The organism is Micromonospora sp. NPDC000089, assembly GCF_042899365.1.
Taxonomy (GTDB): Bacteria; Actinomycetota; Actinomycetes; order Mycobacteriales; family Micromonosporaceae; genus Micromonospora.
On record NZ_JBIAZT010000013.1, the window covers coordinates 22,021 to 46,349 of the forward strand.

At 74.1% G+C, this 24,329-nt stretch carries 23 protein-coding genes and 1 pseudogene; 7 read left to right on the plus strand and 17 right to left on the minus strand.

The features are described 5' to 3' along the window. Positions 1–41 precede the first annotated feature (41 nt). The 8 genes from ACFY3U_RS21760 to ACFY3U_RS21795 form a co-directional block, all read right to left on the minus strand. The gene (locus ACFY3U_RS21760; protein ID WP_387204538.1) at positions 42–1,298 is read right to left on the minus strand and encodes an MFS transporter; all 1,257 of its coding nucleotides are present in this window, start codon (positions 1,296–1,298) and stop codon (positions 42–44) included. A 134-nt stretch (positions 1,299–1,432) separates the two neighbouring features. Next, positions 1,433–2,311 (minus strand): zinc metalloprotease HtpX, encoded by an 879-nt coding sequence (htpX, locus tag ACFY3U_RS21765; protein ID WP_387204541.1) that lies wholly within the window; start codon positions 2,309–2,311, stop codon positions 1,433–1,435. Positions 2,312–2,486: 175 nt separating this feature from the next. Beyond that, on the minus strand, positions 2,487–3,956 hold the full coding sequence (locus ACFY3U_RS21770; RefSeq protein WP_387204544.1) for an NADH-quinone oxidoreductase subunit N: 1,470 nt from the start codon (positions 3,954–3,956) through the stop codon (positions 2,487–2,489). A 40-nt stretch (positions 3,957–3,996) separates the two neighbouring features. After that, positions 3,997–5,499 carry a NuoM family protein gene (locus ACFY3U_RS21775; protein WP_387204547.1) on the minus strand — a complete coding sequence of 501 codons (1,503 nt, stop codon included), beginning with the start codon at positions 5,497–5,499 and terminating at the stop codon, positions 3,997–3,999. Beyond that, complete coding sequence (locus tag ACFY3U_RS21780; RefSeq protein WP_387204550.1) at positions 5,496–7,418, minus strand: NADH-quinone oxidoreductase subunit L; 1,923 nt, start codon at positions 7,416–7,418, stop codon at positions 5,496–5,498. The genes ACFY3U_RS21775 and ACFY3U_RS21780 overlap by 4 nt, the downstream gene beginning before the upstream one ends. Beyond that, the gene (gene nuoK / locus ACFY3U_RS21785; protein WP_387204553.1) at positions 7,415–7,879 is read right to left on the minus strand and encodes an NADH-quinone oxidoreductase subunit NuoK; all 465 of its coding nucleotides are present in this window, start codon (positions 7,877–7,879) and stop codon (positions 7,415–7,417) included. Before nuoK ends, ACFY3U_RS21780 begins: the two co-directional genes overlap by 4 nt. Further along, entirely contained in the window at positions 7,876–8,403 is a 528-nt protein-coding gene (locus ACFY3U_RS21790; protein ID WP_387204556.1) for an NADH-quinone oxidoreductase subunit J, read from the minus strand. Before ACFY3U_RS21790 ends, nuoK begins: the two co-directional genes overlap by 4 nt. Continuing rightward, positions 8,400–8,987 carry a NuoI/complex I 23 kDa subunit family protein gene (locus tag ACFY3U_RS21795; RefSeq protein WP_387204559.1) on the minus strand — a complete coding sequence of 196 codons (588 nt, stop codon included), beginning with the start codon at positions 8,985–8,987 and terminating at the stop codon, positions 8,400–8,402. The genes ACFY3U_RS21790 and ACFY3U_RS21795 overlap by 4 nt, the downstream gene beginning before the upstream one ends. A 184-nt stretch (positions 8,988–9,171) precedes the next feature. Here ACFY3U_RS21795 and ACFY3U_RS21800 point away from each other — a divergent pair, with 184 nt between their 5' ends. Beyond that, positions 9,172–9,747 (plus strand): Uma2 family endonuclease, encoded by a 576-nt coding sequence (locus ACFY3U_RS21800; RefSeq protein WP_387204561.1) that lies wholly within the window; start codon positions 9,172–9,174, stop codon positions 9,745–9,747. Here ACFY3U_RS21800 and ACFY3U_RS21805 read toward each other — a convergent pair. Then, complete coding sequence (locus ACFY3U_RS21805) at positions 9,728–10,150, minus strand: ester cyclase (protein WP_387204564.1); 423 nt, start codon at positions 10,148–10,150, stop codon at positions 9,728–9,730. The two genes, ACFY3U_RS21800 and ACFY3U_RS21805, sit on opposite strands and share 20 nt — an antisense overlap. Before the next feature lie 162 nt (positions 10,151–10,312). On the opposite strand from ACFY3U_RS21805, the gene ACFY3U_RS21810 reads away from it, so the two are divergent. Then, positions 10,313–11,344 carry a glutathione S-transferase family protein gene (locus tag ACFY3U_RS21810; RefSeq protein WP_387204567.1) on the plus strand — a complete coding sequence of 344 codons (1,032 nt, stop codon included), beginning with the start codon at positions 10,313–10,315 and terminating at the stop codon, positions 11,342–11,344. A gap of 7 nt (positions 11,345–11,351) precedes the next feature. Here ACFY3U_RS21810 and ACFY3U_RS21815 read toward each other — a convergent pair whose 3' ends face one another. Further along, positions 11,352–12,314, minus strand: coding sequence for an NADH-quinone oxidoreductase subunit H (locus tag ACFY3U_RS21815; RefSeq protein ID WP_387204570.1), 963 nt, complete (start codon positions 12,312–12,314; stop codon positions 11,352–11,354). Positions 12,315–12,568: 254 nt separating this feature from the next. Beyond that, a pseudogene (locus tag ACFY3U_RS21820) lies at positions 12,569–13,165 on the minus strand (NADH-quinone oxidoreductase subunit C); the annotation flags it as partial. Between the two features lie 114 nt (positions 13,166–13,279). Between ACFY3U_RS21820 and ACFY3U_RS21825 the strand changes: the two are divergent. Continuing rightward, positions 13,280–14,326, plus strand: coding sequence for a glucose 1-dehydrogenase (locus ACFY3U_RS21825; RefSeq protein ID WP_387204573.1), 1,047 nt, complete (start codon positions 13,280–13,282; stop codon positions 14,324–14,326). A gap of 18 nt (positions 14,327–14,344) precedes the next feature. Here ACFY3U_RS21825 and ACFY3U_RS21830 read toward each other — a convergent pair whose 3' ends face one another. Together ACFY3U_RS21830 and ACFY3U_RS21835 are read right to left on the minus strand one after the other, a co-directional pair. Beyond that, entirely contained in the window at positions 14,345–15,661 is a 1,317-nt protein-coding gene (locus ACFY3U_RS21830) for a DUF2252 domain-containing protein (protein ID WP_387204576.1), read from the minus strand. Between the two features lie 36 nt (positions 15,662–15,697). After that, the gene (locus ACFY3U_RS21835; protein WP_387204579.1) at positions 15,698–16,258 is read right to left on the minus strand and encodes an NADH-quinone oxidoreductase subunit B; all 561 of its coding nucleotides are present in this window, start codon (positions 16,256–16,258) and stop codon (positions 15,698–15,700) included. Between the two features lie 197 nt (positions 16,259–16,455). Here ACFY3U_RS21835 and ACFY3U_RS21840 point away from each other — a divergent pair, with 197 nt between their 5' ends. After that, a complete protein-coding gene (locus ACFY3U_RS21840) occupies positions 16,456–17,016 on the plus strand; it encodes an RNA polymerase sigma factor (protein ID WP_387204582.1) in 561 nt (186 codons plus the stop codon). Further along, positions 17,009–18,232, plus strand: coding sequence for a hypothetical protein (locus tag ACFY3U_RS21845; RefSeq protein WP_387204585.1), 1,224 nt, complete (start codon positions 17,009–17,011; stop codon positions 18,230–18,232). The genes ACFY3U_RS21840 and ACFY3U_RS21845 overlap by 8 nt, the downstream gene beginning before the upstream one ends. Positions 18,233–18,310: 78 nt before the next feature. On the opposite strand, the gene ACFY3U_RS21850 is transcribed toward ACFY3U_RS21845, so the two are convergent. Continuing rightward, positions 18,311–18,625 (minus strand): MGMT family protein, encoded by a 315-nt coding sequence (locus ACFY3U_RS21850; RefSeq protein ID WP_387204588.1) that lies wholly within the window; start codon positions 18,623–18,625, stop codon positions 18,311–18,313. 13 nt (positions 18,626–18,638) lie between these two features. Here ACFY3U_RS21850 and proB point away from each other — a divergent pair, with 13 nt between their 5' ends. Together proB and ACFY3U_RS21860 are read left to right on the plus strand one after the other, a co-directional pair. After that, on the plus strand, positions 18,639–19,796 hold the full coding sequence (proB, locus tag ACFY3U_RS21855; RefSeq protein ID WP_387204591.1) for a glutamate 5-kinase: 1,158 nt from the start codon (positions 18,639–18,641) through the stop codon (positions 19,794–19,796). Positions 19,797–19,887: 91 nt separating this feature from the next. Continuing rightward, the gene (locus tag ACFY3U_RS21860) at positions 19,888–21,129 is read left to right on the plus strand and encodes a glutamate-5-semialdehyde dehydrogenase (RefSeq protein WP_387204594.1); all 1,242 of its coding nucleotides are present in this window, start codon (positions 19,888–19,890) and stop codon (positions 21,127–21,129) included. Positions 21,130–21,147: 18 nt separating this feature from the next. On the opposite strand, the gene ACFY3U_RS21865 is transcribed toward ACFY3U_RS21860, so the two are convergent. The 3 genes from ACFY3U_RS21865 to ACFY3U_RS21875 all read right to left on the minus strand — a co-directional run bounded on the left by ACFY3U_RS21865 (position 21,148) and on the right by ACFY3U_RS21875 (position 24,264). Continuing rightward, positions 21,148–22,050 (minus strand): squalene--hopene cyclase, encoded by a 903-nt coding sequence (locus tag ACFY3U_RS21865; RefSeq protein ID WP_387204597.1) that lies wholly within the window; start codon positions 22,048–22,050, stop codon positions 21,148–21,150. Positions 22,051–22,136: 86 nt separating this feature from the next. Further along, on the minus strand, positions 22,137–23,357 hold the full coding sequence (moeZ, locus tag ACFY3U_RS21870) for an adenylyltransferase/sulfurtransferase MoeZ (protein WP_387204600.1): 1,221 nt from the start codon (positions 23,355–23,357) through the stop codon (positions 22,137–22,139). Positions 23,358–23,427: 70 nt separating this feature from the next. Beyond that, complete coding sequence (locus ACFY3U_RS21875) at positions 23,428–24,264, minus strand: DUF3152 domain-containing protein (protein WP_387204603.1); 837 nt, start codon at positions 24,262–24,264, stop codon at positions 23,428–23,430. Between the last annotated feature and the right edge of the window lie 65 nt (positions 24,265–24,329).

A 24,329-nucleotide genomic window follows, 5' to 3' on the forward strand; every position in this document is an offset into this window, starting at 1 on the left:
GGGCCGACGCGGCTGACCCGGTCCGCCGGGCCGGCCGCGGCTCAGACGGCGACGAGGCGCTCGGCGCGTACCGCCGTCGCCTCGGCGCGGGCGATGGGCCCGGCGGGCAGCGCCGCGACCCCGGCCCCGACGGCCACCGCCGCCCCGGCGAAGAGGAACGCCCAGGGCACCCCGCCGTGGTCGACGATCAGGCCGGCGATCGCGCCGCCGGCCGCGCTCGCGCCGACCGAGGTGGTGACCACCCAGGTGTACGCCTCGTTCAGCATGCCGGTCGGGGCGATCCGGCCGACCAGGGTGTTCTCCAGGGTGAGCGCGGGCGCGATGGTGGCCCCGCCGACGACCAGCGCGACGCCCAGGGCCAGCGGGTGCGGCATCACCGCGAACACGGCGAAGCTGCCGGCCACGCCGCCGAGCAGCCAGGCGAACTGGCGGGTCATGGTGGGCGACGGCCGGCGTACCCCGAACCAGAACCCGCCGGCGGCGCTGCCGATCCCCCAGACGGCCAGCAGCAGCCCGGCCATGCTCTCCGGGTCGTCGGTGGGCTGGCCGCCGGCGTACGCCGGCACGATCACCCCGGCCGCGCCGAACGCGACGCCGAGCCCGCCGACGCAGACCAGCAGGGCCGGGAAGCCGCCCACCCGCAGCGGGCCGAGGCCCTTCGCGTGGTGTTCGCGGGGGTGTGGCCGCCAGCCGCGCATCACCGGGCCGAGCGCCACCGTGGCGGTGCCGACCAGGGTGACCACGGCGGCGCCGACCAGGGCGGTGGTGGCGTCGGCCAGCAGCACGAAGGCGGCGACCAGCAGCGGGCCGAGCACGAAGACGATCTCGAAGAGCGAGGTCTCCGCGGCCAGCGCGGTGTTGCGCAGGTGCTGCCGGCCGGACGCGGGGGCGGTGAGGTCGTTCCAGGCGCCGCGGATGGCCGCGGTCATCGGCGGGTACGTGCCGCCGGCGATCCCGGCGGCCAGGTAGATCAGCCCGAGGCTGGGCTCGTCGGCGCGGCTGGCCAGCAGCAGCCCGACCAGCGCCAGCGGGTGCGCGACGGCCGTCGCCAGCAGCACCGGCGCCGGCCCGACCCGGTCGGCGACCCGGCCGGAGACCGGGCTGAGCACCGCGCCGACCAGGGCGTAGATGCCGCCGGCCACGGCGGCGAGGGCGTACCGGCCGGTCACCTGCTCCACCACCAGCAGCAGCGCCAGCGGGGTCATGCCGATCCCGAGCCGGCCGATGATGCCGAAGACCAGCAGCATCGGCGCGCCGGGGATCCGCCAGACGCCCAGGTACTGGCGCAGTGCGGCCACGGTGAACCTCCGGGATGTAACGGGTCAGGGATGTTTCGACCCTAACGCCGCCCTCGGCACGACGGAACGGATTGTGCCCGCGCACACCACTCCGCCCGCGTCCGGTCCGGACGCGGGCGGAGGTGTCGCAGGGATCAGCGCTGGAACTGCACCGGGCCGGCGCTGCCGGCCATCTGCTCCAGCCGCGCGACCCGCTCCTCCATCTGCGGGTGGGTGGAGAACAGCGCCGCGATGCCGCCGCCCCGCTTGAACGGGTTGTCGATCATCAGGTGGGCGGTGCTGGTCAGGTTGCCCTGGGCCGGCAGCGGGCGCATCTGGGTGCCCATGTGGATCTTCCGCAGGGCGCTGGCCAGGGCCAGCGGGTCCCGGGTGAGCTGGGCGCCGGAGGCGTCCGCCTGGAACTCCCGGCTCCGGCTGATCGCCAGCTGGATCAGCGTGGCGGCGATCGGGCCGAGGATCAGGGTGAGCAGCAGCACGGCCGGGTTCGGGGCGTCCTCGTCGTCGCTGCCGCCCAGCGGGATGAACCAGGCCAGGTTCGCCAGCATGGTGATGATGCCGGCCAGGCCGGCCGCCACGCTGGAGATCAGGATGTCCCGGTTGTAGACGTGCGACAGCTCGTGCCCGATCACCCCGCGCAGCTCGCGGTAGTCGAGGATCTCGGTGATGCCCTGCGTGACGCAGACCGCCGCGTTCGCCGGGTTACGCCCGGTCGCGAACGCGTTGGGCTGCGAGGTCGGGCTGACGTACAGCCGGGGCATCGGTTGCCGCGCCTCGGTGGCCAGCTCGCGGACCATCCGGTACAGCTCGGGGAACTGTGCTTCGCTGACCGGTTGCGCCCGCATCGAGCGCAGCGCGAGCTTGTCGGAGAAGAAGTAGGACACACCGTTCATCAGCAACGAGATGACGACGGCGATGACGAGCCCGCCGCTGCCCCCGAACCAGTAGCCGACCGCGAGGATCAGCGAGGTCAGCAGGCCCAGCAGAGCGGCGGTCTTCAGACGGTTGTGATGCACGATCGCTCCTTCGGTGCGCGGGTCGCGCGGGACCCGCTGACCGGTCCAACGTCACCGGTACCCGTCAACCATCCTGCTCATGGCTGGGAGTTGACTGAAGAATCCTGTGCGTCGGCTGTGCCGACCGGACGCCCGGTGCGCGACGGGCACGATCACCGCAACGGGGTCGATCACCTCAGCGGGCGGCCAGGTCCAGCACCAGCTGCGGGGCGAAACCCACCAGCACGGCCAGCGCCGTCGCCACGCCCAGCGCCGCGGCCACCGACCACGCCGGTCGGGTCGCGGTCGGCAGCTCCGCGGCCGCCGGGTCCGGCGCGTACAGGGTGGCGGCCAGGCGCAGGTAGTAGGCCAGGCCGATCACCGCGTTAACCGCCACCACCAGCGCCAGCCAGCCCGACCCGCCGTCGACCAGCGCCCGCACCACGGTCACCTTGGCGAACAGGCCGGCCAGGCCGGGCGGCAACCCGGCCAGCCCGATCAGCGCCAGTGCGAAGGCGGCGCCCACCCAGCGGTGCCGGCGGGCCGCCCCGCGCAGCTCGTCCACCGTGCCGCCGTCCGCGCCGGCCGGCCGCAGCGCGACCAGCGCCGCGAAGGCGGCCAGCTCCAACAGCACGAAGAAGACCGCGTACGCCACGGCGGCGGCGACCGCGCCGGTCGCCGCCTCCCCGGTGCGCCCGGCGGCCAGCGCCAGCGCGCCCAGCGGGGCGAGGATGTAGCCGGCCTGCGCCACCGACGACCAGGCCAGCAGCCGGACCGTCCGCCGCTGCCGCAGCGCCACCAGGTTGCCGACCGTCATCGTGGCCACCGCCAGCGCGGCGAGCACCGGTCCGGTGGTGTCGGCCGGCAGCGCCCGCTGCACCACCGCGAGCAGCGCCACCACCCCGCCGAGCTTGGAGGCGGTGGACAGGTACGCGGCCACCGGCAGCGGCGCGCCGTCGTAGGTGACCGGCGCCCAGGCGTGGAACGGCACCGCGGCCACCTTGAAGGCCAGCCCCAGCACCACCAGCGCCACGGCGGCGGTGATCAACGGAAGCTCGGGCGCGGCGCCGAGCAGCTCGGGCAACCGGGCCAGGTGCAGGCCACCCGTCGCGGCGTAGAGCAGCGCGGCGCCGAGCAGGGTCACCGTGGTGGCAACCACGCTGACCACGAAGAAGGTCACCGCCGCCTCGGCGCTCGCCACGCTGCCCCGGCGCAGCCCGACCAGCACGTACAGCGGCAGGGTGAGGGTCTCCAGGGCGACGATCAGGGTGATCAGGTCACCGGCCGCGCCGAGCACCACGCCGCCGGTCATCGAGCAGGCGAGCAGGAAGCAGTACTCCCCGACCGGCGTCTCCCCGGCCCGCAGCAGTGGCCCGGAGATCGCCAGCACGCCGAGGGTGAGCAGCGCGAACACCGCAGCAACCAGGGCCGCCCGGCCGTCGAACACCCAGGAACAGTCCGCGCCGACGCAGAACGTACGCCGGGTCTCCCCGGCCCCGACCAGCGCCGAGCCCGCCGCCGTGGCGGCGGCGCCCAGGGCCGCGGTGGCGATGGTCGCGCCGGCGCGGGCCACCAGCAGGTCGGCGAGCAGCACCAGGACGGCGGTGCCGGCCGCCAGGTACGCCGGCAGCAGCGCCACGCTGTCCACGCTCTGCACCACACTCACGCCGTCACCCCGCCCCACTCGTGCCGGCCGCCTGCCACGCTCACCGGAGCACCCCCACGAGTGCCTCCACCGGCCCGTTCGCCCAGCCCAGCACCAACGCGGGGGCGAGGCCCACCGCGAGCGCGAGCAGCACCAGGGGCACCCAGGCGGTCAGCTCGACGCCGGCCACGCCGGGGGCGAGCCGGCCCACCACCGGGCTGGGCCGGCCGTGGGTGACCTGGCGCAGCAGCCGCAGGAAGTACGCGGCGGTGAGCGCCCCGCCGACCGCGGCCAGCACCGCCAGCGTGGTCCAGAGCGGCCCGCCCCGCCGGACGGCGGCGATCACCGCGAACGCCTCGCCCCAGAAGCCGGCCAGCCCGGGCAGCCCGAGCGAGGCGACCGCGGCGAAGCCGAGCAGCCCGGCGAGCCGGGGCGCGGTCTCCCGCAGCCCGGACAGCTCGGCGAGCGTCCCGGTGCCGGTGCGGTCCTTGACCGCCCCGGCCAGGAAGAACAGCAGGCCGGTGATCACCCCGTGGGCGATGTTGCCGATCAGCGCCGCCTGGATCCCGGTGGCGGTCAGCGTGGCCACCCCGAGCAGCACGAAGCCCATGTGCCCCACGCTGGAGTACGCGATCAGCCGCTTCAGCTCGGCCTGCGCCAGACACACCAGCGAGCCGATCAGGATCGCCGCGACGGCGAGCACCCCGAGCACCGGGGCGGCCCAGCGGGCACCCTCCGGCGCCACCCCGACCGCGACCCGGATCAGCCCGTACGTGCCCATCTTGAGCAGCACCCCGGCGAGGATCACGCTGCCCACGGTGGGCGCCTGGGTGTGCGCGTCGGGCAGCCAGGAGTGCAGCGGCCAGAGCGGCGCCTTCACCGCGAACGCCAGCGCCAGCAGGGTGAACGCGGCCAGCTGGGTGCCCCGGGACAGCCCCGCCCCGCCGGTCAGCGCGACCAGGTCGGCGGTGCCCGCGGCGGCCACCACCACGAAGACGCCGACCAGCAGCAGCACCGAGCCGAGCAGCGTGTAGAGGGCGAACTTGCGGGCCGCCCGGCGCCGGTCGTCGCCGCCCCAGCCGGCGATGATCGCATACATCGGCAGCAGGACGACCTCGAAGAAGGCGAAGAAGAGCACCAGGTCCAGGGCGAGGAAGGTGCCGAGGATGCCCACCTCCACCACCAGCAGCAGGGCGACCAGCGCGCGCCCGCTGCCGCCGGCCGGCGCCTTCCACACCGTGTAGCCGCAGCAGAGCAGGGTCAGCAGCGCGGTCAGCGCCACCAGCGGCCAGGAGATGCCGTCCACCCCGAGGTGCAACCGCAGGTCCAGGCCGGGCACCCAGGGCAGGTCGAGCGCGTGCCAGGGCTGCACCGCGGGCGCCGGGCCGTACCCGAACCAGCCGTGGTCGCCGAGCGCCAGCAGCGCCGCCGCCACCAGGGTCAGCGCGGCCACCGCCGTGCCGGCCAGCCGGGCCGCCCGGTCGCCGGGCAGCACCGCCACCACGGCCGCGCCGAGCGCCGGCAACGCCAGCACCGCCACCAGCAGGAACTGTCCGTACGTCACCACGCCGCTCCGATCAGCACGGCGGCCAGCCCGATCAGCACCGCGCCGGCCAGCACCGCGCCGGCCGCCCTGGGCAGCGCCGCCCGGTGCAGGGCGGCCAGCCCACCCCCGAGCCCGTACGCGCCCCGGCCGGCCGCCTCGACCAGGCCGTCCACCCCGACCTCGTCCCCGGTACGGGTGGCCTTGGCGAGTGCGGTGACGGGGCGTACCACCAGGGTTTGCTGGACGTCGTCGAGCCGGAACGCGCGGGCGAACACCGGCCGCAGCGGGCCCAGCGCGTCGGCCGGGTCGGCGGCCGGGTCCCGGCGCCAGCCGGCCCAGGCCAGCCCGGCCCCGGCCAGCAGCAGCACGATCGGCAGCAGCAGCGCCGACCCGAGGTGCACCAGCTCGGCGTCGGTCGTGCCGCGGACCCGGTCGGCGAACGGCGGCCAGAACGCGGCCAGCCCCACCCACGCGGCCGGCACCGCGAGCAGCAGCACCGGCCAGCGCATCAGCGCGGGCGGGTCGTGCGGCTGCCCGAGCGGCATCCGGGCGACGCCGAGGAAGGTGCGCAGCAGCAGCCGGGTGGCGTACCAGGCGGTGACCGCCACGCCGAGCAGCCCGGCCAGCCAGACCAGCCAGCCCACCCAGGCGGACGCCGGGCCGGTGCCGTCCAGCGCGGCGGACTCGGCGACGGCGAGCACGCCGTCCTTGCTCCAGAAGCCGGACAGCGGCGGAACCCCGGCCAGCGCGCCGAGCCCGACCACCGTGCACCAGAAGGTGACCGGCATGTCGCGGCGCAGCCCGCCCATCCGGGACATCAGGGTGGTGCCCACGGCGTGGATCACCGCGCCGGCGGCGAGGAAGAGCAGCGCCTTGAAGGCGGCGTGGGTGAGCAGGTGGAACAGCGCCGCGGCGGGCGCGCCGACCGCCAGCGCGCCGGTCATGTAGCCGATCTGGGAGACCGTCGACCAGGCCAGCACCCGCTTCAGGTCGTCCTGGGCGGTCGCCGCGAACGCGCCCAGCAGCAGGGTGATCGACGCCAGCACCCCGAGCACGGCCAGCGCGGTCGGGGCGGCGGTGAACAGCGGGTAGAGCCGGATCACCGCGTACACGCCGGCGGCGACCATGGTGGCCGCGTGGATCAGCGCGGAGATCGGCGTCGGGCCGGCCATCGCGTCCGGCAGCCAGGTGTGCAGCGGGAACTGGGCGCTCTTGCCGGCCACCCCGGCCAGCAGCAGCAGGCAGGCGGCGGTCAGCGTGCCGGCGGAGTACGGGTGGGCCAGCACGTCGGCGATCCGGAAGCTGCCCGCCGACACGCCGAGCAGCGCGATGCCGAGCAGGAAGCCGACGTCACCCACCCGGGTGACCAGAAACGCCTTCATCGCCGCGGCGGGCGCCTCGGGCAGCCGCCGGTCGTGCGCGATCAGCAGGTAGGAGCAGAGCCCCATCACCTCCCAACCGACCAGCAGCATGATCAGGTCACCGGCGACCACCACGGTGAGCATCGCGGCGGTGAAGAGGCTGATCTGCGCCGCGTACGGCGGGTAGCGGTGGTCGACCTCGACGTCGTCGTGGGGCCCCCGCCGCAGGTACGCCACCGAGTAGACCTGCACGGCCAGCGCCACCGCGGCGACCGCCACCGCGACCAGGGCGGCGGCGCCGTCCAGGCGTACCCCGAGGGTGACCCGCAGGCCGCCCAGGTCGACCCAGCTGGTGGAGGTCTCCACCGGGGCGCCGACCCGGGCCAGCAGCAGCACCGCGACCAGCAGCGCGCCGGCCGCGCCGGTGATCCCGAGCCCGATCGCCACCCGCCGGGCCCGCTCCTCGCCCGGCGACCCCGGCCCGCCGGCCCGGGCCGGCGACGGGGGCAGCAGCAGGCCGAGCAGGCCGGCGATCAGCGGTACGGCCGGCAGCGCGGCCCCGAGCAGCCCGGTCACCGACCCTCCTCCGTTCGGTGAACGTCCCGGGACGTCTCGACGGTGCCCTCGCCCGACGACGGCCCGACGGCCCCGAGCGGCTTCGTCGGGCCGGACGGTGCGGTGGCGCCGACCGGCGTCGTCGGGCCGGATCGTCCGGCGGCGCCGGCGGACGCCGGCTCGGTCAGCGGGACTTCGTCCACGGCGACGCTGGCCCGCAGCCGGTAGAGCTGGAGCACGATGGCCAGCCCGACGCCGATCTCGGCGGCGGCCAGCACGATCACGAAGAGCGCGAAGACCTGCCCGGAGTGCGGCAGCTGGGCGCGGACCGTGGTGTCCGCGGTGACCAGGATCAGGTTGACCGCGTTGAGCATCAGCTCCACGGCCATCAGCACCAGCACCGCGTTGCGGCGGCGCAGCACGCCGAAGGCTCCGAGCCCGAACAGCAGCGCGGCGGTGACGTAGGGAATGACCGGCCTCACCCGCGACCGTCCCGCTGTGTCGCGTCGGGGCGGCCGATGTCGGGGCGGGACAGGATGATCGCGCCGACCAGCGCGGCCAGCAGCAGCACCGAGAGCACCTCGAACGGCAGCACCCAGGAGCGGAACACCTGCTCGCCGAGGCGCTCGGCGGTGCCCGCCGCCGGCAGCTCCACCCGGGACCAGCGGAACGCGTCGACCAGCAGCGCGGCCAGGCCCAGCCCGGCCCCGCCGCCGATCAGCGCGGCCGGCCAGCCCGGCCGATCCAGGTCGTCGGAGGCGCCGATCGGGGCGCGGGTCAGCATCACCGCGAACAGCAGCAGCACCACCACCGCGCCCACGTAGATCAGCACCTGCACCCAGGCCACCAGCTCGGCGGTGAGCACCAGGTAGTCGCCGGCCAGCGCGCCCAGGCAGACCACCAGGTAGAGACCCGCCCGCACCAGGTGCTTCGTGGTCACCACCAGCACCCCCGACCCGACCGCCACCGCGCCCAGGGCGAGCAGCAGCACGTCCGCACCGGTCATGAAGGCGTACCCCCGTCGGGGGCGGGGTCGGGGCGTACCACGGTGGGGCGGGCGGCGGAGCTGGTCGGGGCCGCGGCCTTGCGCGCGGCGGTGGTCTCCTCCTTGGCGGGCTCGCCGTTCGGGTCGTGCGCGGGCGGCGGCGGCACGGTGGCCATCCACTCGCCCAGGTGGTCCTTGTCGTGCAGCAGATCCTTGATGTCGTACTCGGCGTACTCGAACTCGGGCGACCAGTAGAGCGCGTCGAACGGGCAGACCTCGATGCAGATGCCGCAGTACATGCAGAGCGAGAAGTCGATGTCGAACCGGTCGAGCACGTTGCGCTGGCGGGGGCGGGCGGCGCCGGGCACCGCCACCTCCTCCTTGTGCGAGTCGATGTAGATGCACCAGTCCGGGCACTCGCGCGCGCAGAGCATGCAGACCGTGCAGTTCTCCTCGGACAGCGCGATCACGCCGCGCGAGCGGGGCGGCAGCTCGGGGGCGACATCCGGGTACTGCTGAGTGGTGGTGCGCTTCGTCATCGTCTTGAGCGTGACGGCGAGCCCCTTCACCAGACCCTCACCGGGCAGACCGCTGCGCTCGCTCACGACGTCGCCTCGCTTCGCTCACCGACGCCGTGCGGCTCGGTCGCACTGAGCTGGCTGATTCGCTCGCTGCGCTCGCTCATGCCGCTCATCCTGCCCTGTGGCCCCGGCGCGCGCGACCACCACCCGTCAGTTGCCGGCGGTATCGTGAGCGTGGGGAGAACGACACACCGGGAAGGGCTCACCGATGACCGCCGCGCTGGAGAGCGACCACCCGCAGGAGCGCGAGTGGACGACCGACGATCTGGACGCGCTGCCGGATGACGGTCGCCGCCGCGAACTGCTCGATGGAGTGCTGCTCATGTCCCCCTCTCCCACCCGGATGCACCAGAGCATCGCCGGCCTGCTCATGGTCGCGCTCGACGATGACTGCCCCGACGGGTACGACGTGACCCAGGCGGTCGGGGTGCGGATCAACCGCACCCGCTCCTTCATCCCGGACGTGCTGGTGACTACCGCGGCCGCCGCCGCGCGCGAGCCGTCCCGGTACGAGCCGCACGAGGTGGTGCTCGCGGTGGAGATCGCCTCGCCCAGCACCCGGTCGATCGACCGGGTGCTCAAGCCGGCGCTCTACGCCCAGGCCGGCATCCCGTTCTACTGGCGGATCGAGATCGAGGACGAGGGCATCGTCGTCTACACCTACAAGATCGACCCCGTGCACGAGGTGTACACGGAGACCGGCCGGTGGACGAAGTACGTCGACACCGGCGAGCCGTTCCCGGTGAACCTGCCGATCAGCCGGATCACGCCCCGGGCGGTGTGAGCGGGGGCAGCATCTCCACCCCCAACTGCTGGAGCAGCTGGAACAGCTCGTTGACGCTCCACGCGTCGACGATCCGCCCGTCGGCGTCGAAGCGCAGGAACGTCGCCCCCGAGTAGCTGACCACCTGGCCGGTGGCCGGCACCGGCCCGAACCGCCCGGCCTGGGTGCCGGCGGCCCGCCAGCGCAGCGCCACCCGGTCGCCGGTGGCCACCACGTCGACCAGCTTGTAGCGCAGGTCGGGGAAGGCGGCACGCCGCTCCCGGTGCCAGGCGAGCATCGCCTCCGGGCCGGTTCCGCCCAGCCCCGGGCAGTCCGCGCCGACCAGCTCGTACGCGGTCTCCTCCCGGCCGCCGTTCCACACGTCCGCCACGAACCGCCGGGCCACCGCCTCCACGTCGATCACGCCGGCAGCCTAGCCAGCCGGGCGGCACCGGTCATCGCGGCGGCACCGGTCGTCGCGGCGGCACCGGTCGTCGCGGCGGCACCGGCCGGCCGGGAGCCCGGCGGGGTGGCGGCGGATCGGTCAGGATGGGGGCGGAGACGACGGACGAGCGGGAGGCGCGACGTGGCCGACGAAACGGGCACCAGCAGCGGCGGGAAGTACGTCGAGCCGGGTGGCGAGTTCACCCGGGACCAGCGCTACATCGCCACCCGAATCACCGCGGACGCCCGCGACGGCTGGCCGGTCGAGCCGGGGCGGTACCGGTTGGCGGTCAGCCGGGCCTGCCCGTGGGCCAACCGGTTGATCATCGTACGCCGGTTGCTCGGGCTGGAGGACGTCATCTCGATGGCGGTGGCCGGCCCCACCCACGACGCCCGGAGCTGGACGTTCGACCTCGACCCGGACGGCCGCGACCCGGTGCTCGGGATCGAGCGGCTGCAGGAGGCGTACTTCACGCGGTTTCCTGGCTACGAGCGCGGTATCACCGTGCCGGCCATGGTGGACGTGCCGACCGGGCAGGTGGTCACCAACGACTACGCCCAGATGAGCCTGGACCTGTCCACCGAGTGGACGCCGTACCACCGGGCGGGCGCGCCGCAGCTGTACCCCGAGGCGCTGCGGGCGGAGATCGACGAGGTCAACGACGTGGTGTTCCGGGACGTCAACAACGGCGTCTACCGGTGCGGCTTCGCCGGCAGCCAGGAGGCGTACGAGAAGGCGTACCACCGGCTGTTCGACCGGCTGGACTGGCTGAGCGAGCGGCTGGCCGGAAAGCGGTACCTGGTCGGGGACGCGATCACCGAGGCGGACGTGCGGCTGTTCACCACGCTGGTCCGTTTCGACCCGGTCTACCACGGTCACTTCAAGTGCAACCGGCAGAAGTTGAGCGAGATGCCGGTGCTGTGGGCGTACGCCCGGGACCTGTTCCAGACCCCGGGCTTCGGCGACACGATCGACTTCGACCACATCAAGCGGCACTACTACGAGGTGCACCGGGACATCAACCCCACCGGCGTCGTCCCCCTCGGCCCCGACCTGTCCACCTGGCTGGAGCCGCACGGCCGCGCGTCCCTCCCCGGCCTCCCCTTCGGCACCGGCACCCCGCCGGAGCCGCCGACGGAGCGCGTCGATCCCACCCACACCCCGCTGCGCTGAGCGGGGCTCAGAGGGCGAGGCGGACGGCGGCGGTCAGGACCAGCTGGGCGAGGGAGAGGGGGACGAGGATGAGCCAGCAGAGGCGTTGCAGCTGGTCCTCGCGGAGGCGGGGGTAGCTGACCCGGAACCAGATGATCACGAAGGCGACGGCGAAGATCTTGACCAGGGTCCACAGCCAGCCGAGCTGGTCGTCGGCGAACGGCCCCTGCCAGCCGCCGAGGAACAGCACCGTGGTCAGCGCGGCGATCACCACGATGCCGACGTACTCGGCGAGCAGGAAGAACGCGAACCGCAGCCCGGTGTACTCGGTCATGTACCCGAACACCAGCTCCGAGTCGGCCACCGGCATGTCGAACGGCGGCCGGCGGATCTCCGCCAGCCCGGCCAGGAAGAACACGATCATCGCGGGCGCCTGCCAGAGCAGCCACCACGGCCGCCACGCCTCCACGATGCCGGAGAGGCTGAGCGTGCCGGCCGCCATCGCCACCGAGGCGGCGGCGAGCACCAGCGGAAGCTCGTACCCGAGCAGCTGGGCCGCGCCGCGCAGGCCGCCGAGCAGGCTGTACTTGTTGGCCGACGCCCAGGCCGACATGAGCACCGCGACCACGCCGACCCCGACCACGGCCAGCACGAAGAACAGCCCGATGTCCAGCGGCTGCCCGACCAGGTCACCCGGCCCGAGCGGGATGACCAGCAGCACCAGCAGGTAGGGCAACAGCGCCACCACCGGCGCCAGCCGGAACACCGCCCGGTCCGCCTCGCGCGGGGTGATGTCCTCCTTCTGCACGAACTTCACCCCGTCGGCGATCAGCTGCGCCCAACCGTGGAAGCCGCCCGCGTACATCGGGCCGAGCCGGCCCTGCATGTGCGCCATCACCTTGTGCTCGGCCTGGCCGACGATCAGCGGCAGGGTGAGGAAGGCGACCAGCACGCCACCGACCCGGATCACCAGCTCCAACCAGGTCGGCATCAGGCCGTACCCCCCTCGTCGCCGTCGCGGTCGTCGCGCGCCGGCCGGTCGCCGCCCGGACCCGCGCCGGGCGCCGGGCGGTCGGGTGTCGCCGGGACGGGACCCGCGTCGGACGCCGGCCGATCAGCCGCCGCCGGGCCGTCGTCGGTGCCGGCAGCCCGGGGGGTACGCCCCGGACGTGCCCCCGGGGCCGGTCGGGCGGGTCGCTCCCGGGCCGGTCGGGCCGGGGTGCCGCCGCGCGGTCCCTCGCCCACGCCCGCCGCGCCGGCCGGGGTGGGCACGGTGCCCCACTCCCCCGGCGCGGGCACCCCCGGCGGGCGGATCGGGCGACGCCCGCCGCCCGCCTCCGACTCGCCCGGTTCCTTCGCCCCCGGCCACGGCTTGGCGACCCGGGAGGCCAGCACGAACTCCTTGCGCAGCGGGTGCCCCTCGAACTCCGGCGGCAGCAGCAGCGGCAGCAGGCCATCGTGGCCGGCGAAGTCGATGCCGAACATCTCGTGGGTCTCCCGCTCGTGCCACGCCGCGCCGGGGAAGACGTCGACCACCGACGCCACGGTCGGCGACTCGCGGGGCACCCGGGTGCGCAGCAGCACCCCGTGCCGGTGCCGGGTCGACCAGAGGTGGACCACCACGTCGAAGCCGCCGGCCAGCTCATCGACGGCGGAGAGCCAGTCGAAGAAGTCGCACCTCAGCTCGGCGTCGTCGCGCACCGCGCGCAGCGCGTCCGCCCAGCTCGCCAGGGGTACGTCGACGGTGGCGCGGGCGTACGACTGACCGCCGGACACCGACGCGGTGGTCTCGGTCGGCGCGAGCAGCGCGACCACCCGCTCGCCGATCTGATCCGGAGTCATGCCGCTGATCCTATGGCCGTCGCCCCCGGCCCGTGCCGGCCCGCCCGGCCCCGGCGTCCCGGGATCTGCCCGCTTACCCGGCGGACGGGGCCCCGGCGGGGAAAGATGAGGACCGTGCGCGCTGTCACCGTGAACCCCGGAGTGCCCGATTCGCTGCGACTGACCGAGGACTGGCCGGAACCGGCCGCCGAGGAGGGCGCGATCCTGGTCGAGGCGCTGGCCGTCGGCATCTGCGGCACCGACCAGGAGATCATCTCCGGCCAGTACGGCGAGGCGCCGCCCGGCCAGGAGCGGCTGGTGCTCGGGCACGAGTCGCTGGGCCGGGTGCTGGAGGACCCGACCGGCACCCTGCAGCCGGGCGACCTGGTGGCCGGGGTGGTCCGCCGCCCCGACCCGGTGCCCTGCCCGAACTGCGCGGTGGGCGAGTGGGACATGTGCCGCAACGGGCAGTACACCGAGCACGGCATCAAGGGGCTGTCCGGCTTCGCCCGGGACCGGTGGCGGGTGCAGCCGAAGTTCGCCGTCGGGCTGGACCCGGTGCTCGCCCCGGTCGGCATGCTGCTGGAGCCGACCAGCGTGGTGGCCAAGGCGTGGGACCACATCGAGCGGATCGGCTCCCGCGCCGAGTGGCAGCCGCAGACCGTGCTGATCACCGGTGCCGGGCCGATCGGCCTGCTCGCCGCGCTGCTGGCCACCCAGCGGGAGTTCTCCGTGCACGTGCTCGACCGGGCCACCAGCGGGCCCAAGCCGGGCCTGGTCAAGGCGCTCGGCGCGACGTACCACACGGTGCCGGTGAACGAGCTGGACCTCGCGCCGGACGTGGTGGTGGAGTGCACCGGCGCGCCGACGGTGGTGCTCGACGTGATGTGCAAGGCCGCGCCGACCGGCATCGTCTGCCTCACCGGGGTGTCCAGCGGCGGTCGGACGCTGAACTTCGACGCCGGAGCGCTCAACCGCGAACTGGTGCTGGAGAACAACGTGGTGTTCGGCTCGGTGAACGCCGGCCGCCAGCACTGGGACCAGGCCGCGGCGGCGCTCGCCCGGGCCGACCAGTCCTGGCTGAACTCGCTGATCACCCGCCGGGTGCCGGTGTCGGAGTACGCCGCCGCGTACACCCCGAGCGGCGAGGACATCAAGGTGGTGCTGGAGTTCGCCTCCTGAGCCGGCCCGTGGGCCGGCTCAGATGCCGGGCAGCCGGCCGTTGCGGAACAGGTCCACGAAGAGCTGGTGGTCCTCCCGGGCCCGGACGCCGTACGCGTGGGCGAACGCCACCAGGTACGCCCGGAAGCCGTCCCCGTCGTCGCCGATCGCCGCCACTATCGACTCCTCGGTGGAGTAGTCGACCAGGTCGTGGCTGGACTCGTCGTCGGCCACCGAGTGCATCCGGGCGACCGCCCGACCCAGGTCGGTGAGCACCCCGGCGAGGTCCTCCGGCTCGTTGACGTCGGCCCAGTCCAGGTCGGCGGCGTACGGGGAGACCTCGGCGACCAGCTGGCCCACCCCGTCCAGCTCGGTGAAGCCCAGCCACGGGTCCGCGTACGCCTGGAGGGCCCGCTGGGACTCGGCCGTGCGGTGCCCCTGGTGGCGGAAGTAGCCGCGGACCCGCTCGTCGTCGACGTGCCGGGCGACGGCCGGCACCTGGGCCTGCTTCATGTAGAGCAGCACGTCGTTCTCCAGCGCCTGGGTGTGCCCCTCCAGCAGGAGGTTGTACGACGGCAGGCCGGCCGAGCCGATGCCCACGCCCTTGCGCAGCACCACGTCCTTGATGGTCGACGCCACCGAGCGGCGCCTGCCGGCCGAGTCGGGCAGCGTCTCCAGGTACGCCTGGTACGCCGCGCAGACCCGCTCCCGGGTCTGGTCGTCGATCTCGAAGACGCCGTCGCCGAGCGAGAACCGGCGGTCGTAGTTGTCGACGGTGGTCTGGTTGGCCAGCAGCTCCACCCGGGTGTTCAGCCGGGCCTCCTGGAGCACCCGGCGCAGCACCCCGTCCGCGTTGTCCAGGGTGATCGAGCCGATCGCGTCGTCCCCGCCGGCCGCGATGGCCCGCAGCTCGGTCAGGTACGACCCGGCGAACCGGCCGACCAGGTCGCTGATCACCTCGTCGGAGAGCGCCTTGGCGTAGCCGAGCAGGGCCACGCTGGCGGCGAACCGCTTCAGGTCCCAGGAGAACGGCCCGACGTACGCCTCGTCGAAGTCGTTGACGTTGAACACCAGCTGGCCGGAGGCGTTCATGTAGGTGCCGAAGTTCTCCGCGTGCAGGTCGCCGTGGATCCACACCCGGCTGGTCCGCTCGTCGAGGAAGGTGTCGTCGGCGAAGTCGCCGCGCAGGTCGGCGTAGAACAGCGCCGCGCTGCCCCGGTAGAAGGCGAACGGGGTGGCGGCCATCTTGCGGAACTTGCGGCGGAACGCCGCCGGGTCGAGCGCCATCGACTCGCCGAACTCCGTGGTCAGCACGTCGACGATGAAGGCGGAACGCTGGTCGGCGAAGTCGGTCATGGACCGCAGGCTAGCGCCCGGCCGCCAGCGGGGAACTCAGCCGACCGGCGGACGCACCGGCGGGGCGGTCAGCGACTCCACCGGGCGGGGCGGGGCGTCGGCGGGCGAGGCCAGCTGATCCGTCCGGTCGACCCCGCCGATGCCGGACTGCTCGGCGGCGATCTTCTCCTGGAGGCGGAGGATGCCGTGCAGCAGAGCCTCGGGCCGGGGCGGGCAGCCGGGCACGTAGACGTCGACCGGGATGAGCTGGTCGACGCCCTTGGTGACCGAGTAGGAGTCCCAGTACGGGCCGCCGCAGTTGGAGCAGGCGCCGAAGGAGATGACGTACTTCGGCTCGGGCATCTGGTCGTACAGCCGCTTGATCGCCGGAGCCATCTTGTCGGTGACCGTGCCGGAGACGACCATCAGGTCGGCCTGGCGCGGCCCGTGCGCGAAGGGGATCACGCCCAACCTGATGAAGTCGTGCCGGCCCATGCTGGTCGCGATGAACTCGATGGCGCAGCAGGCCAGACCGAAGTTGAAGACCCAGAGCGAGTAGCGGCGCCCCCAGTTCAGCACGAACCGGATCGGCTCGCCGAGCACACCCGGCAGCTGCACGACCGCCCCCTTCCCGTCCCCCGTCCGACAGTCAACCACAGCGCCGGGCGCGGCCCGCCGGGGTGGCGGCGCCCGACCGGGCACCGGACTGTCACCGGTACGACATCGGTTGGCCGCCGAAACGACGCAACCTTCATGGCTGTCGAATTGTGTTTCGGGTCGAGGCGGGTGGCCGCCGGCCGTAACGGGGAGGACATGTGAGCGTGGCGCGAGAGGTGAGGGTCGGCGGTCCACCGCCGGACCCGGTTACGGTCGGCGGTTCGGACTCGCGGGAACTGGTCTTCGACGACTTCTACCATGCCCACTTCCGTGGCCTGGTCGTACAGATCGCCGCCTACACCGGTGACCGGGGGCAGGCGCAGGACCTGGTCCAGGACGCCTTCTGCCAGGCCTTCACCCGTTGGGACCGGGTGGCCGGTTACGACGACCCGGTCGCCTGGGTGCGCCGGGTGGCCTGGAACCTCGCCCACAACCGCTGGCGGCGGTTGCGCACCGCGCAGGCGTACCTGCGGCGGCAGCGGGAGACCCACGTGGCCGGGCCGACGCCCGACCGGGTGGCACTGGACGTCGCCCTGGCCACGCTGCCGCCGAAGCAGCGCCGGGCGGTGATCCTGCACTACCTCGCCGATCTCTCGATCGCCGAGATCGCCGACCAGGAACAGGTCGCCGAGGGCACGGTCAAGTCCTGGTTGCACCGGGGCCGGGCCGCGCTGGCCGCGCAGCTGCGCGAGAGCACGCAGGAGGTGCGCGATGTCTGACCAGGAGAACCACGTCCTGCTCACCGAGGAGTTCGGCCGGTACCGGCCGACCGCGATCATGCAGGTCGAGGTGCCCGGACCGGCCGCGGTCCGGCGCAGCGTGCGGGCGCGTCGACGGCGGACGGTCAGCGGCGGAATCGTCGCCGCGATCGCCCTGCTGACCGGCCCCGCCGTGGGCTACGCGGTGGCCGGCCACAATCCGGCGCCCCCGCCCGGGCCGGTGCAGCCGACCGGATCGGCGACGCCGACGCCCACGCCGAGCCTGTCGGCCAGCCCGACCCCGACGGCCCCGGCCACCAGCGCGGCCGCCGCGCCACCCCCGCCGGACGGCTACCTCACCCGGTCGCAGCTCATGGCCGGGCCGCTGACGGTGCCTTCCTTCCGCTCGTCCTCGCCGAAGTGCCCGTCCGGACGGATCCGCCTCGACACGAGCGGCACGGGACTGAACGTGTTCCCGGTGTCGGTCGACCACGCCGACGTCGACCGGGACGGCGCCGCCGAGACGGTGGTCCGGCTGCGCTGCCTGGTCGAAGGGGCCGGTCCCGAGCAGGTGGTCGTCTACGACCGGGACGCCGCAGGGGGGATCGTCGCCCTCGGCCAGGTGATCGCGGTGCCGGGCACCACCGAGGCGGGGTCCCTGGAGACGCTCGAGGTGCGGTCGGACGGACAGATCCGGCTGCAGCTGACCGACCTGGCCAGCGACACGGGTTGGCCACCGCAGTGGGCGCAGCACCAGTGGCGTACGTTCCGGTGGAACGGCAGCGGCTTCGAGCAGGTCGCCGGAGAGTCGTCCTTCCCCACCAACCCGTACTCGGTGGATCTGTCGGTCACCACCACCCCGGTGCACATGACGAAGAACACCGACGGTAGCGGTACCTACTCCGGCTCGATCGACGTGCGGATCCGGCACCTGGGTGGCCGGGACGCCACCGGGGTCGAGCTCCGGTTGAACCTGCAGATGGGGCTGTTCCCGGTGGACAACAGCTGGACCTCGTGCCGGCCCGGCTACCGCACCTCGCGGGACCCGACGGTGTGCCGGCTCGGGGCGTTGCGCTCCGGCGACGAGATCACGCTGCGACTGCCCCTGCAGGTGCCGCAGGGCACCCCGTACCGCGGCGAGAAGGGGTTGGTCGCGGTCACCGCCCTCGGACCGCAGGACCAGGCGCTCATCGAGCGCGACCAGGACAACAACCAGGTCAACACCTGGTTCGGCTGAACACCGCCGGCGCGGCCCGGCCGGGATCCGTCCCGGCCGGGCCGTCGTCATGACCCGGCGAGCGCGGTCGAGAGGTGGTCAGGCCGGCTCGTCCGGCCACCAACTGGCCGCCGCCATGTCCACCCCGTCCCCGCGCAGCGGGCAGCCCTCGGCGCGCAGCCGGGCCCGCGCCTCGATCTCGTGCCCGGGCGGCAGTCGGCCGGCCGAGTTCACCACCCGGTGCCACGGCACGCCGCCGCCGTGCCGGGCCATGATCGAGCCGACCAGCCGGGCCGAGGCCCGCCCCGAGCGGTCGGCGAGCGCGTCGGCGATCGCCCCGTACGACATCACCCGGCCCGGCGGGATTCGCTCGACCAGGGCGAGCACCGCCTCGACGTACTCCTCGGGCGTCATGACAGGCCACGATATGGGAACGCGGACGGCCGTCGTGGGACCGGGCGCGCAGAATGAGCGGGTGCGCGAAGCAGTCACCTCGGCCCGGCGGATCGTCGTCAAGATCGGTTCGTCCTCGCTGACCACCGCGACCGGTGGGCTGCACGACGCCCGGGTCGACGCGCTGGTCGACACGCTGGCCGCGCTGGCCGGCGCGGGCCACGAGGTGGTGCTGGTCTCCTCCGGCGCGATCGCCGCCGGGCTGGCCCCGCTCGGGCTGGCCCGCCGCCCCCGCGACCTGGCCACCCAGCAGGCCGCGGCGAGCGTCGGGCAGGGCCTGCTGATCGGCCGGTACGCGGCCGGCTTCGCCCGGCACCGGCTCACCGTCGGGCAGGTGCTGCTGACCGTCGACGACGTGACCCGACGGGCGCACTACCGCAACGCGTACCGGACCCTGCGCAAGCTGCTCGACCTGCGGGCCGTGCCGATCGTCAACGAGAACGACACGGTGGCCACCGAGGAGATCCGGTTCGGCGACAACGACCGGCTGGCCGCGCTGGTCGCCGCGCTGGTCGACGCCGACCTGCTGCTGCTGCTGTCCGACGTGGACGCGCTCTGGACGGGCGATCCGGCCCAGCCGGGCAGCGCCCGGATCACCGAGGTACGCGACGAGTCCGACCTGGCCGGGGTGGACATCGGTGGCGCCGGCCGGGCCGGAGTCGGCACCGGCGGGATGGTCACCAAGGTCGAGGCGGCCCGGATCGCCACCGGCTTCGGCATCCCGGTGGTGCTCACCGCCGCGCCGCTGGCCGCCCCGGCACTGGCCGGCGAGCCGGTCGGGACGTACTTCCACCCGGCGCAGCGGCGGCCGGCCGCCCGGCTGTTCTGGCTGGCGCACGCCACCGCCCCCCGGGGTCGGCTGCACCTCGACCCGGGCGCGGTGCAGGCCGTGGTGGGCCGGCGCAAGTCGCTGCTGCCCGCCGGCATCACCGCCGTGGACGGCACCTTCACCGCCGGGGACCCGGTGGACCTGGTGGACGGCGCGGGCGCCCCGGTGGCCCGTGGGCTGGTCAACTACGACGCGGTGGAGCTGCCCGGGCTGCTGGGCCGCTCCACCGGTGAGCTCGCCGCGGCGCTCGGCCCGGCGTACGAACGGGAGGTCGTCCACCGCGACGACCTCGTCCTGCTGTGAGGAGCCGATCCATGAGCGAGCGTCAGCGAGTGAATCATCAGCTCAGCGTCGAGGTGCCTCATGGCGGCACGGAGCGCAGCGGAGTGCCGGCATGAGCGTGGTGGAGCAGGCGCGGCGGGCGCGGGACGCGGCGGAGGCGCTGGCGGCGGCCACCCGTACCGCCAAGGACGCCGCGCTGCACGCGATGGCCGACGCGCTGGTGGCCCGTACCCCCGAGATCCTGGCCGCGAACGAGGCGGACCTGGCGGCCGGGCGGGAGGCCGGGCTGAGCGCGGCCGTGCGGGACCGGCTGGCCCTCGACGCGGGCCGGGTGACGGCCATCGCGGACGCGTTGCGGCAGATGGCCGCGCTGCCCGACCCGGTGGGCGAGGTGGTCCGCGGCTCGACCCTGCCCAACGGGCTGGAGCTGCGGCAGGTCCGGGTGCCGTTCGGGGTGGTCGGGATCATCTACGAGGCGCGGCCGAACGTGACCGTGGACGCCGCCGGGATCTGCCTGAAGTCCGGCAACGCGGCGCTGCTGCGTGGCTCGTCGTCGGCGGCGCGCTCCAACGCGGCGCTGGTGGCGGTGCTGCGGGACGCGGTGGCCGGGGTGGGCCTGCCGGCGGACGCGGTGCAGCTGCTCGACGCCGGCTCGCGCGACTCGGTCAAGGAGCTGATGCGCGCCCGCGGCCTGGTCGACGTGCTGATCCCGCGCGGTGGCGCGTCGTTGATCCGGACGGTTGTCGAGGAGTCGACCGTGCCGGTGATCGAAACCGGGGTGGGCAACTGCCACGTCTACGTGGACGCCGCCGCCGACCTGGGCCGGGCGGTGGCGATCACGCTGAACTCGAAGACCCAGCGGCTGAGCACCTGCAACACCGCCGAGTCGCTGCTGGTGCACGCGGCGGTGGCCGACGAGTTCCTGCCCGCCGTGCTGGCCGCGTTCGCCGAGGCCGGGGTGACCGTGCACGGCTCCCCCGAGGTCGCCGCGCACTCCCCCGCCGTGCTGCCGGCCACCGACGAGGACTTCGCCACCGAGTACCTCTCGGCGGACATCTCGGTCGCCGTGGTCGACTCGCTGGACGCGGCGGTCGCGCACATCCGCCGGTACGGCACCGGGCACACCGAGGCGATCGTCACCGACTCGCAGGCCGCCGCCCGGGAGTTCGTGGCCCGGGTCGACGCGGCGGCGGTGATGGTGAACGCCTCCACCCGGTTCACCGACGGCGGCGAGTTCGGTTTCGGCGCGGAGATCGGTATCTCCACCCAGAAGCTGCACGCCCGCGGCCCGATGGGGCTGCCCGAGCTGACCAGCACCAAGTACGTGGTGACCGGCGACGGTCACCTCCGCTGACGGTCGCGGCCGCCCGGGTCAGCCGATGGCCGGGCGGCCCTGCCCGGCGGTACGCGGGGACGGGGGCGTCCAGGCCGGATCGCCAGGCGCCGGGCGGCAGGCCCGGATCGCGGTCAGCGTGGTGTGCACGTCGAACTGGTGGCCGTCGTCGCTGTCCCAGCCGCCGTCGCTGCGCTGCGTCTCGGTGAGCCGCCGACGGGCCGACACCAGCAGCCACTGCTCGTCGCCCACCTCCACCCGGCGCAGCGTCCCGGCCAGCCAGGCCACGTCGGCCGGCGACATGCCCGGGATGCGGTCGGCGAGCACCGCCTGGATCCGCGCGGACTCGTAGTACATCTCCTGTCGGTGCAGCACCGCCGCGCCCAGCCAGCCGGCCGCCAGGAAGGACGGCCAACTGCCGTCCTGGGCGAGCTGCCCGGCGATGGCCTGGGCCGCCGCCTGCACCACCCCGGCGTACGCCCCACCGACCCGGTGGTCCAGCGGGCCGGCCGCGCGGGCGTCCCGCCCGCCGACGGTCAACCAGAAGGCGGCGTTGGCGGTGAGGTAGAGGCGGGCCTCCGGGTCGCCCGGGCGGGCCCACTCCGGGGCACTGCCGGCGAGCCGGGGGTCCTCGTCCCAGCCGCCGTCGCGCAGTTGCCGGGCGGCCAGCCAGTCGAGCGCGTGCCGGGCCGCCGGTCGGCCGAGCGCGCCGAGGTCGTCCAGCTCGGCCAGGCGGAAGCAGGTCGCGTCGACGGACGGCACGTCGGCGCCCAGGGTGGCCGGCCAGCCGCCGTCGGCCGTCTGCCCCACCTCGGCGGCGTCCAGCACCGGCGGCGGCACGGGCGCGCCGGTGCGCAACCGCGAGAGCCGGGCGCGGTCCACCGCGTCACCGTGAGCCACGACGAATCCGATCGCGGCGTCGATATCGACCACGGCGGACACGGTACCCGGGCCGAACGGGATCACGCCTCGGCGGATCGGCCGAGGTCGGGGCGGGCGGCCGGCGGGCCACCCGCCCCGGTCGGCCGTCAGTACGCGGGCAGCGAGGGATCGACCTGCTTGATCCAGGACAGCACACCGCCCTGGACGTGCACGGCGTCGCGGAAGCCGGCCGCCTTGAGCGCGGCGAGCGCCTCGGCCGACCGGACACCGGACTTGCAGTGCAGCACGATCTGCCTGTCCTGCGGGAGCTTCGCCAGCGCCTCGCCGGAGATGATCTCGCCCTTGGGGATCAGCGTCGAGCCGGGGATCCGGACGATCTCGTACTCGGCCGGCTCGCGGACGTCGACCAGGAAGATGTCCTTGCCGGCGTCCTGCCACTCCTTGAGCTCACCGGCGGTGATGGTCGCGTCGACGACCGCCTCCTGGGCCTCGGTGGAGACCGCGCCGCAGAAGTCCTCGTAGTCCTCCAGCAGGTCGGTGACCGTCGGGTTCTCCCCGCAGAGCACGCAGGCCGGGTCCTTCCGGACCTTGATCTTGCGATACTCCATCTCCAGGGCGTCGTAGACCATCAGCCGGCCGACCAGCGGCTCGCCGATGCCGGTGAGCAGCTTGATCGCCTCGTTGACCTGGATCGACCCGATGGAGGCGCAGAGCACGCCGAGCACGCCGCCCTCGGCGCAGGAGGGGACCATGCCGGGCGGCGGGGGCTCCGGGTAGAGGCAGCGGTAGCACGGGCCGTGCTCGGCCCAGAAGACCGATGCCTGGCCGTCGAAGCGGTAGATCGAACCCCAGACGTACGGCTTGCCGAGCAGCACCGCGGCGTCGTTGACCAGGTACCGGGTGGCGAAATTGTCGGTGCCGTCGACGATCAGGTCGTACCGGGAGAAGATGTCCCGGACGTTGTCCCGGTCCAGCGCGGTGTTGTGGATCTCCACATTGACCAGCGGATTGATCTCGCGGATCGACGCGGCGGCCGACTCGGCCTTGGACCGGCCCACGTCGGAGACGCCGTGAATGATCTGGCGCTGGAGGTTCGACTCGTCGACGGTGTCGAAGTCGATGATGCCCAGCGTGCCCACGCCGGCGGCGGCGAGGTACATCAGCGCCGGCGAGCCGAGGCCACCGGCGCCCACGCAGAGCACCCGGGCGTTCTTCAGCCGCTTCTGCCCCTCCACCCCCACGTCGGGGATGATCAGGTGGCGCGAGTAGCGGCGGATCTCGTCGACGGTCAGCTCGGCGGCGGGTTCGACGAGCGGGGGCAGCGACACGGTGGACTCCCCGGGATCGGCTGTGGTGAACCGCGCCATTGTCGCTCGTACCCGGGTCGGTCGGCCATGAGCAGCGCCACGTAGCCCGGCATCCGGGACCGGGAATATCTCAGATCCCGTCGACCGGCTCGCCCTCGTACCGGACCCCCGCCAGGTACGGCCAGGCGTTGGCCACGCAGCCGGCCAGGCCGTACGTCTGCTGCTGCATCACCGGCGCCGGCTCGCCCGGCCCCGGGCAGGCCTGGTGCAGCTCGCCCAGCTCGTGACCGACCTCGTGGTTGATCACGTACGTCCGGTACGTGGCCACCGGCGCGCCGTAGTCCGGCACCGCCTCCATCCACCGGGCCAGATTGATGATCACCTGGCCGGGCAGCCGGCACGAGGTGTAGCCGTCGGTGCTCAGCCCGCCCTGCGCGCACATCCGTTCCGAGGTGGCCGGGGTGGCCAGGTAGACGGTGAAGTCGGCGGCCGCCGCCTCGGCCACCCGCTGCAGCCGCAGCCGCCCGGAGGCGATCCAGCTGCGCTCGTCGCCCATCGTCTCGTCGACGGCGGCGGCGAAGGCGTCCGCGTCCTGCCCGGTGCCCTGCTCCACCGCCACCCGGTAGCGGCGCAACGGGCCGTCCGCACCCTGGACCGGAGACTCGCCGGCCGCGGCGGTGAATCGTCCAGGGCCGCTCGACGGGTACGTCGCGACGCGGTGACCGGCACCGCCGCCGCCCGGCGCGGTGACCGAGGCGGGCGGCGGGCGCTCGGGCGTGCCGACCAGTACGACGGTGGCCGTCCCGGCGAGTAGGACCAGCCCGATCAGGGCGGCGCGTCGTCGGCGTCGGCGCAGCCGGACCCGGACGGGACGGCGGGCGTCGGTACGCGGGGCGGCGGAATCGGCGGCGCCTCCCGGAGGGACGAAACGGTCCGGATCGGGGACGGCGGGGTCGACGGGGTCCACGAATCCAGCATCGCAGACCTTTCGGGCATTACGCCGTCAAAGCCGCAGGAAGCGCGAACATGTTT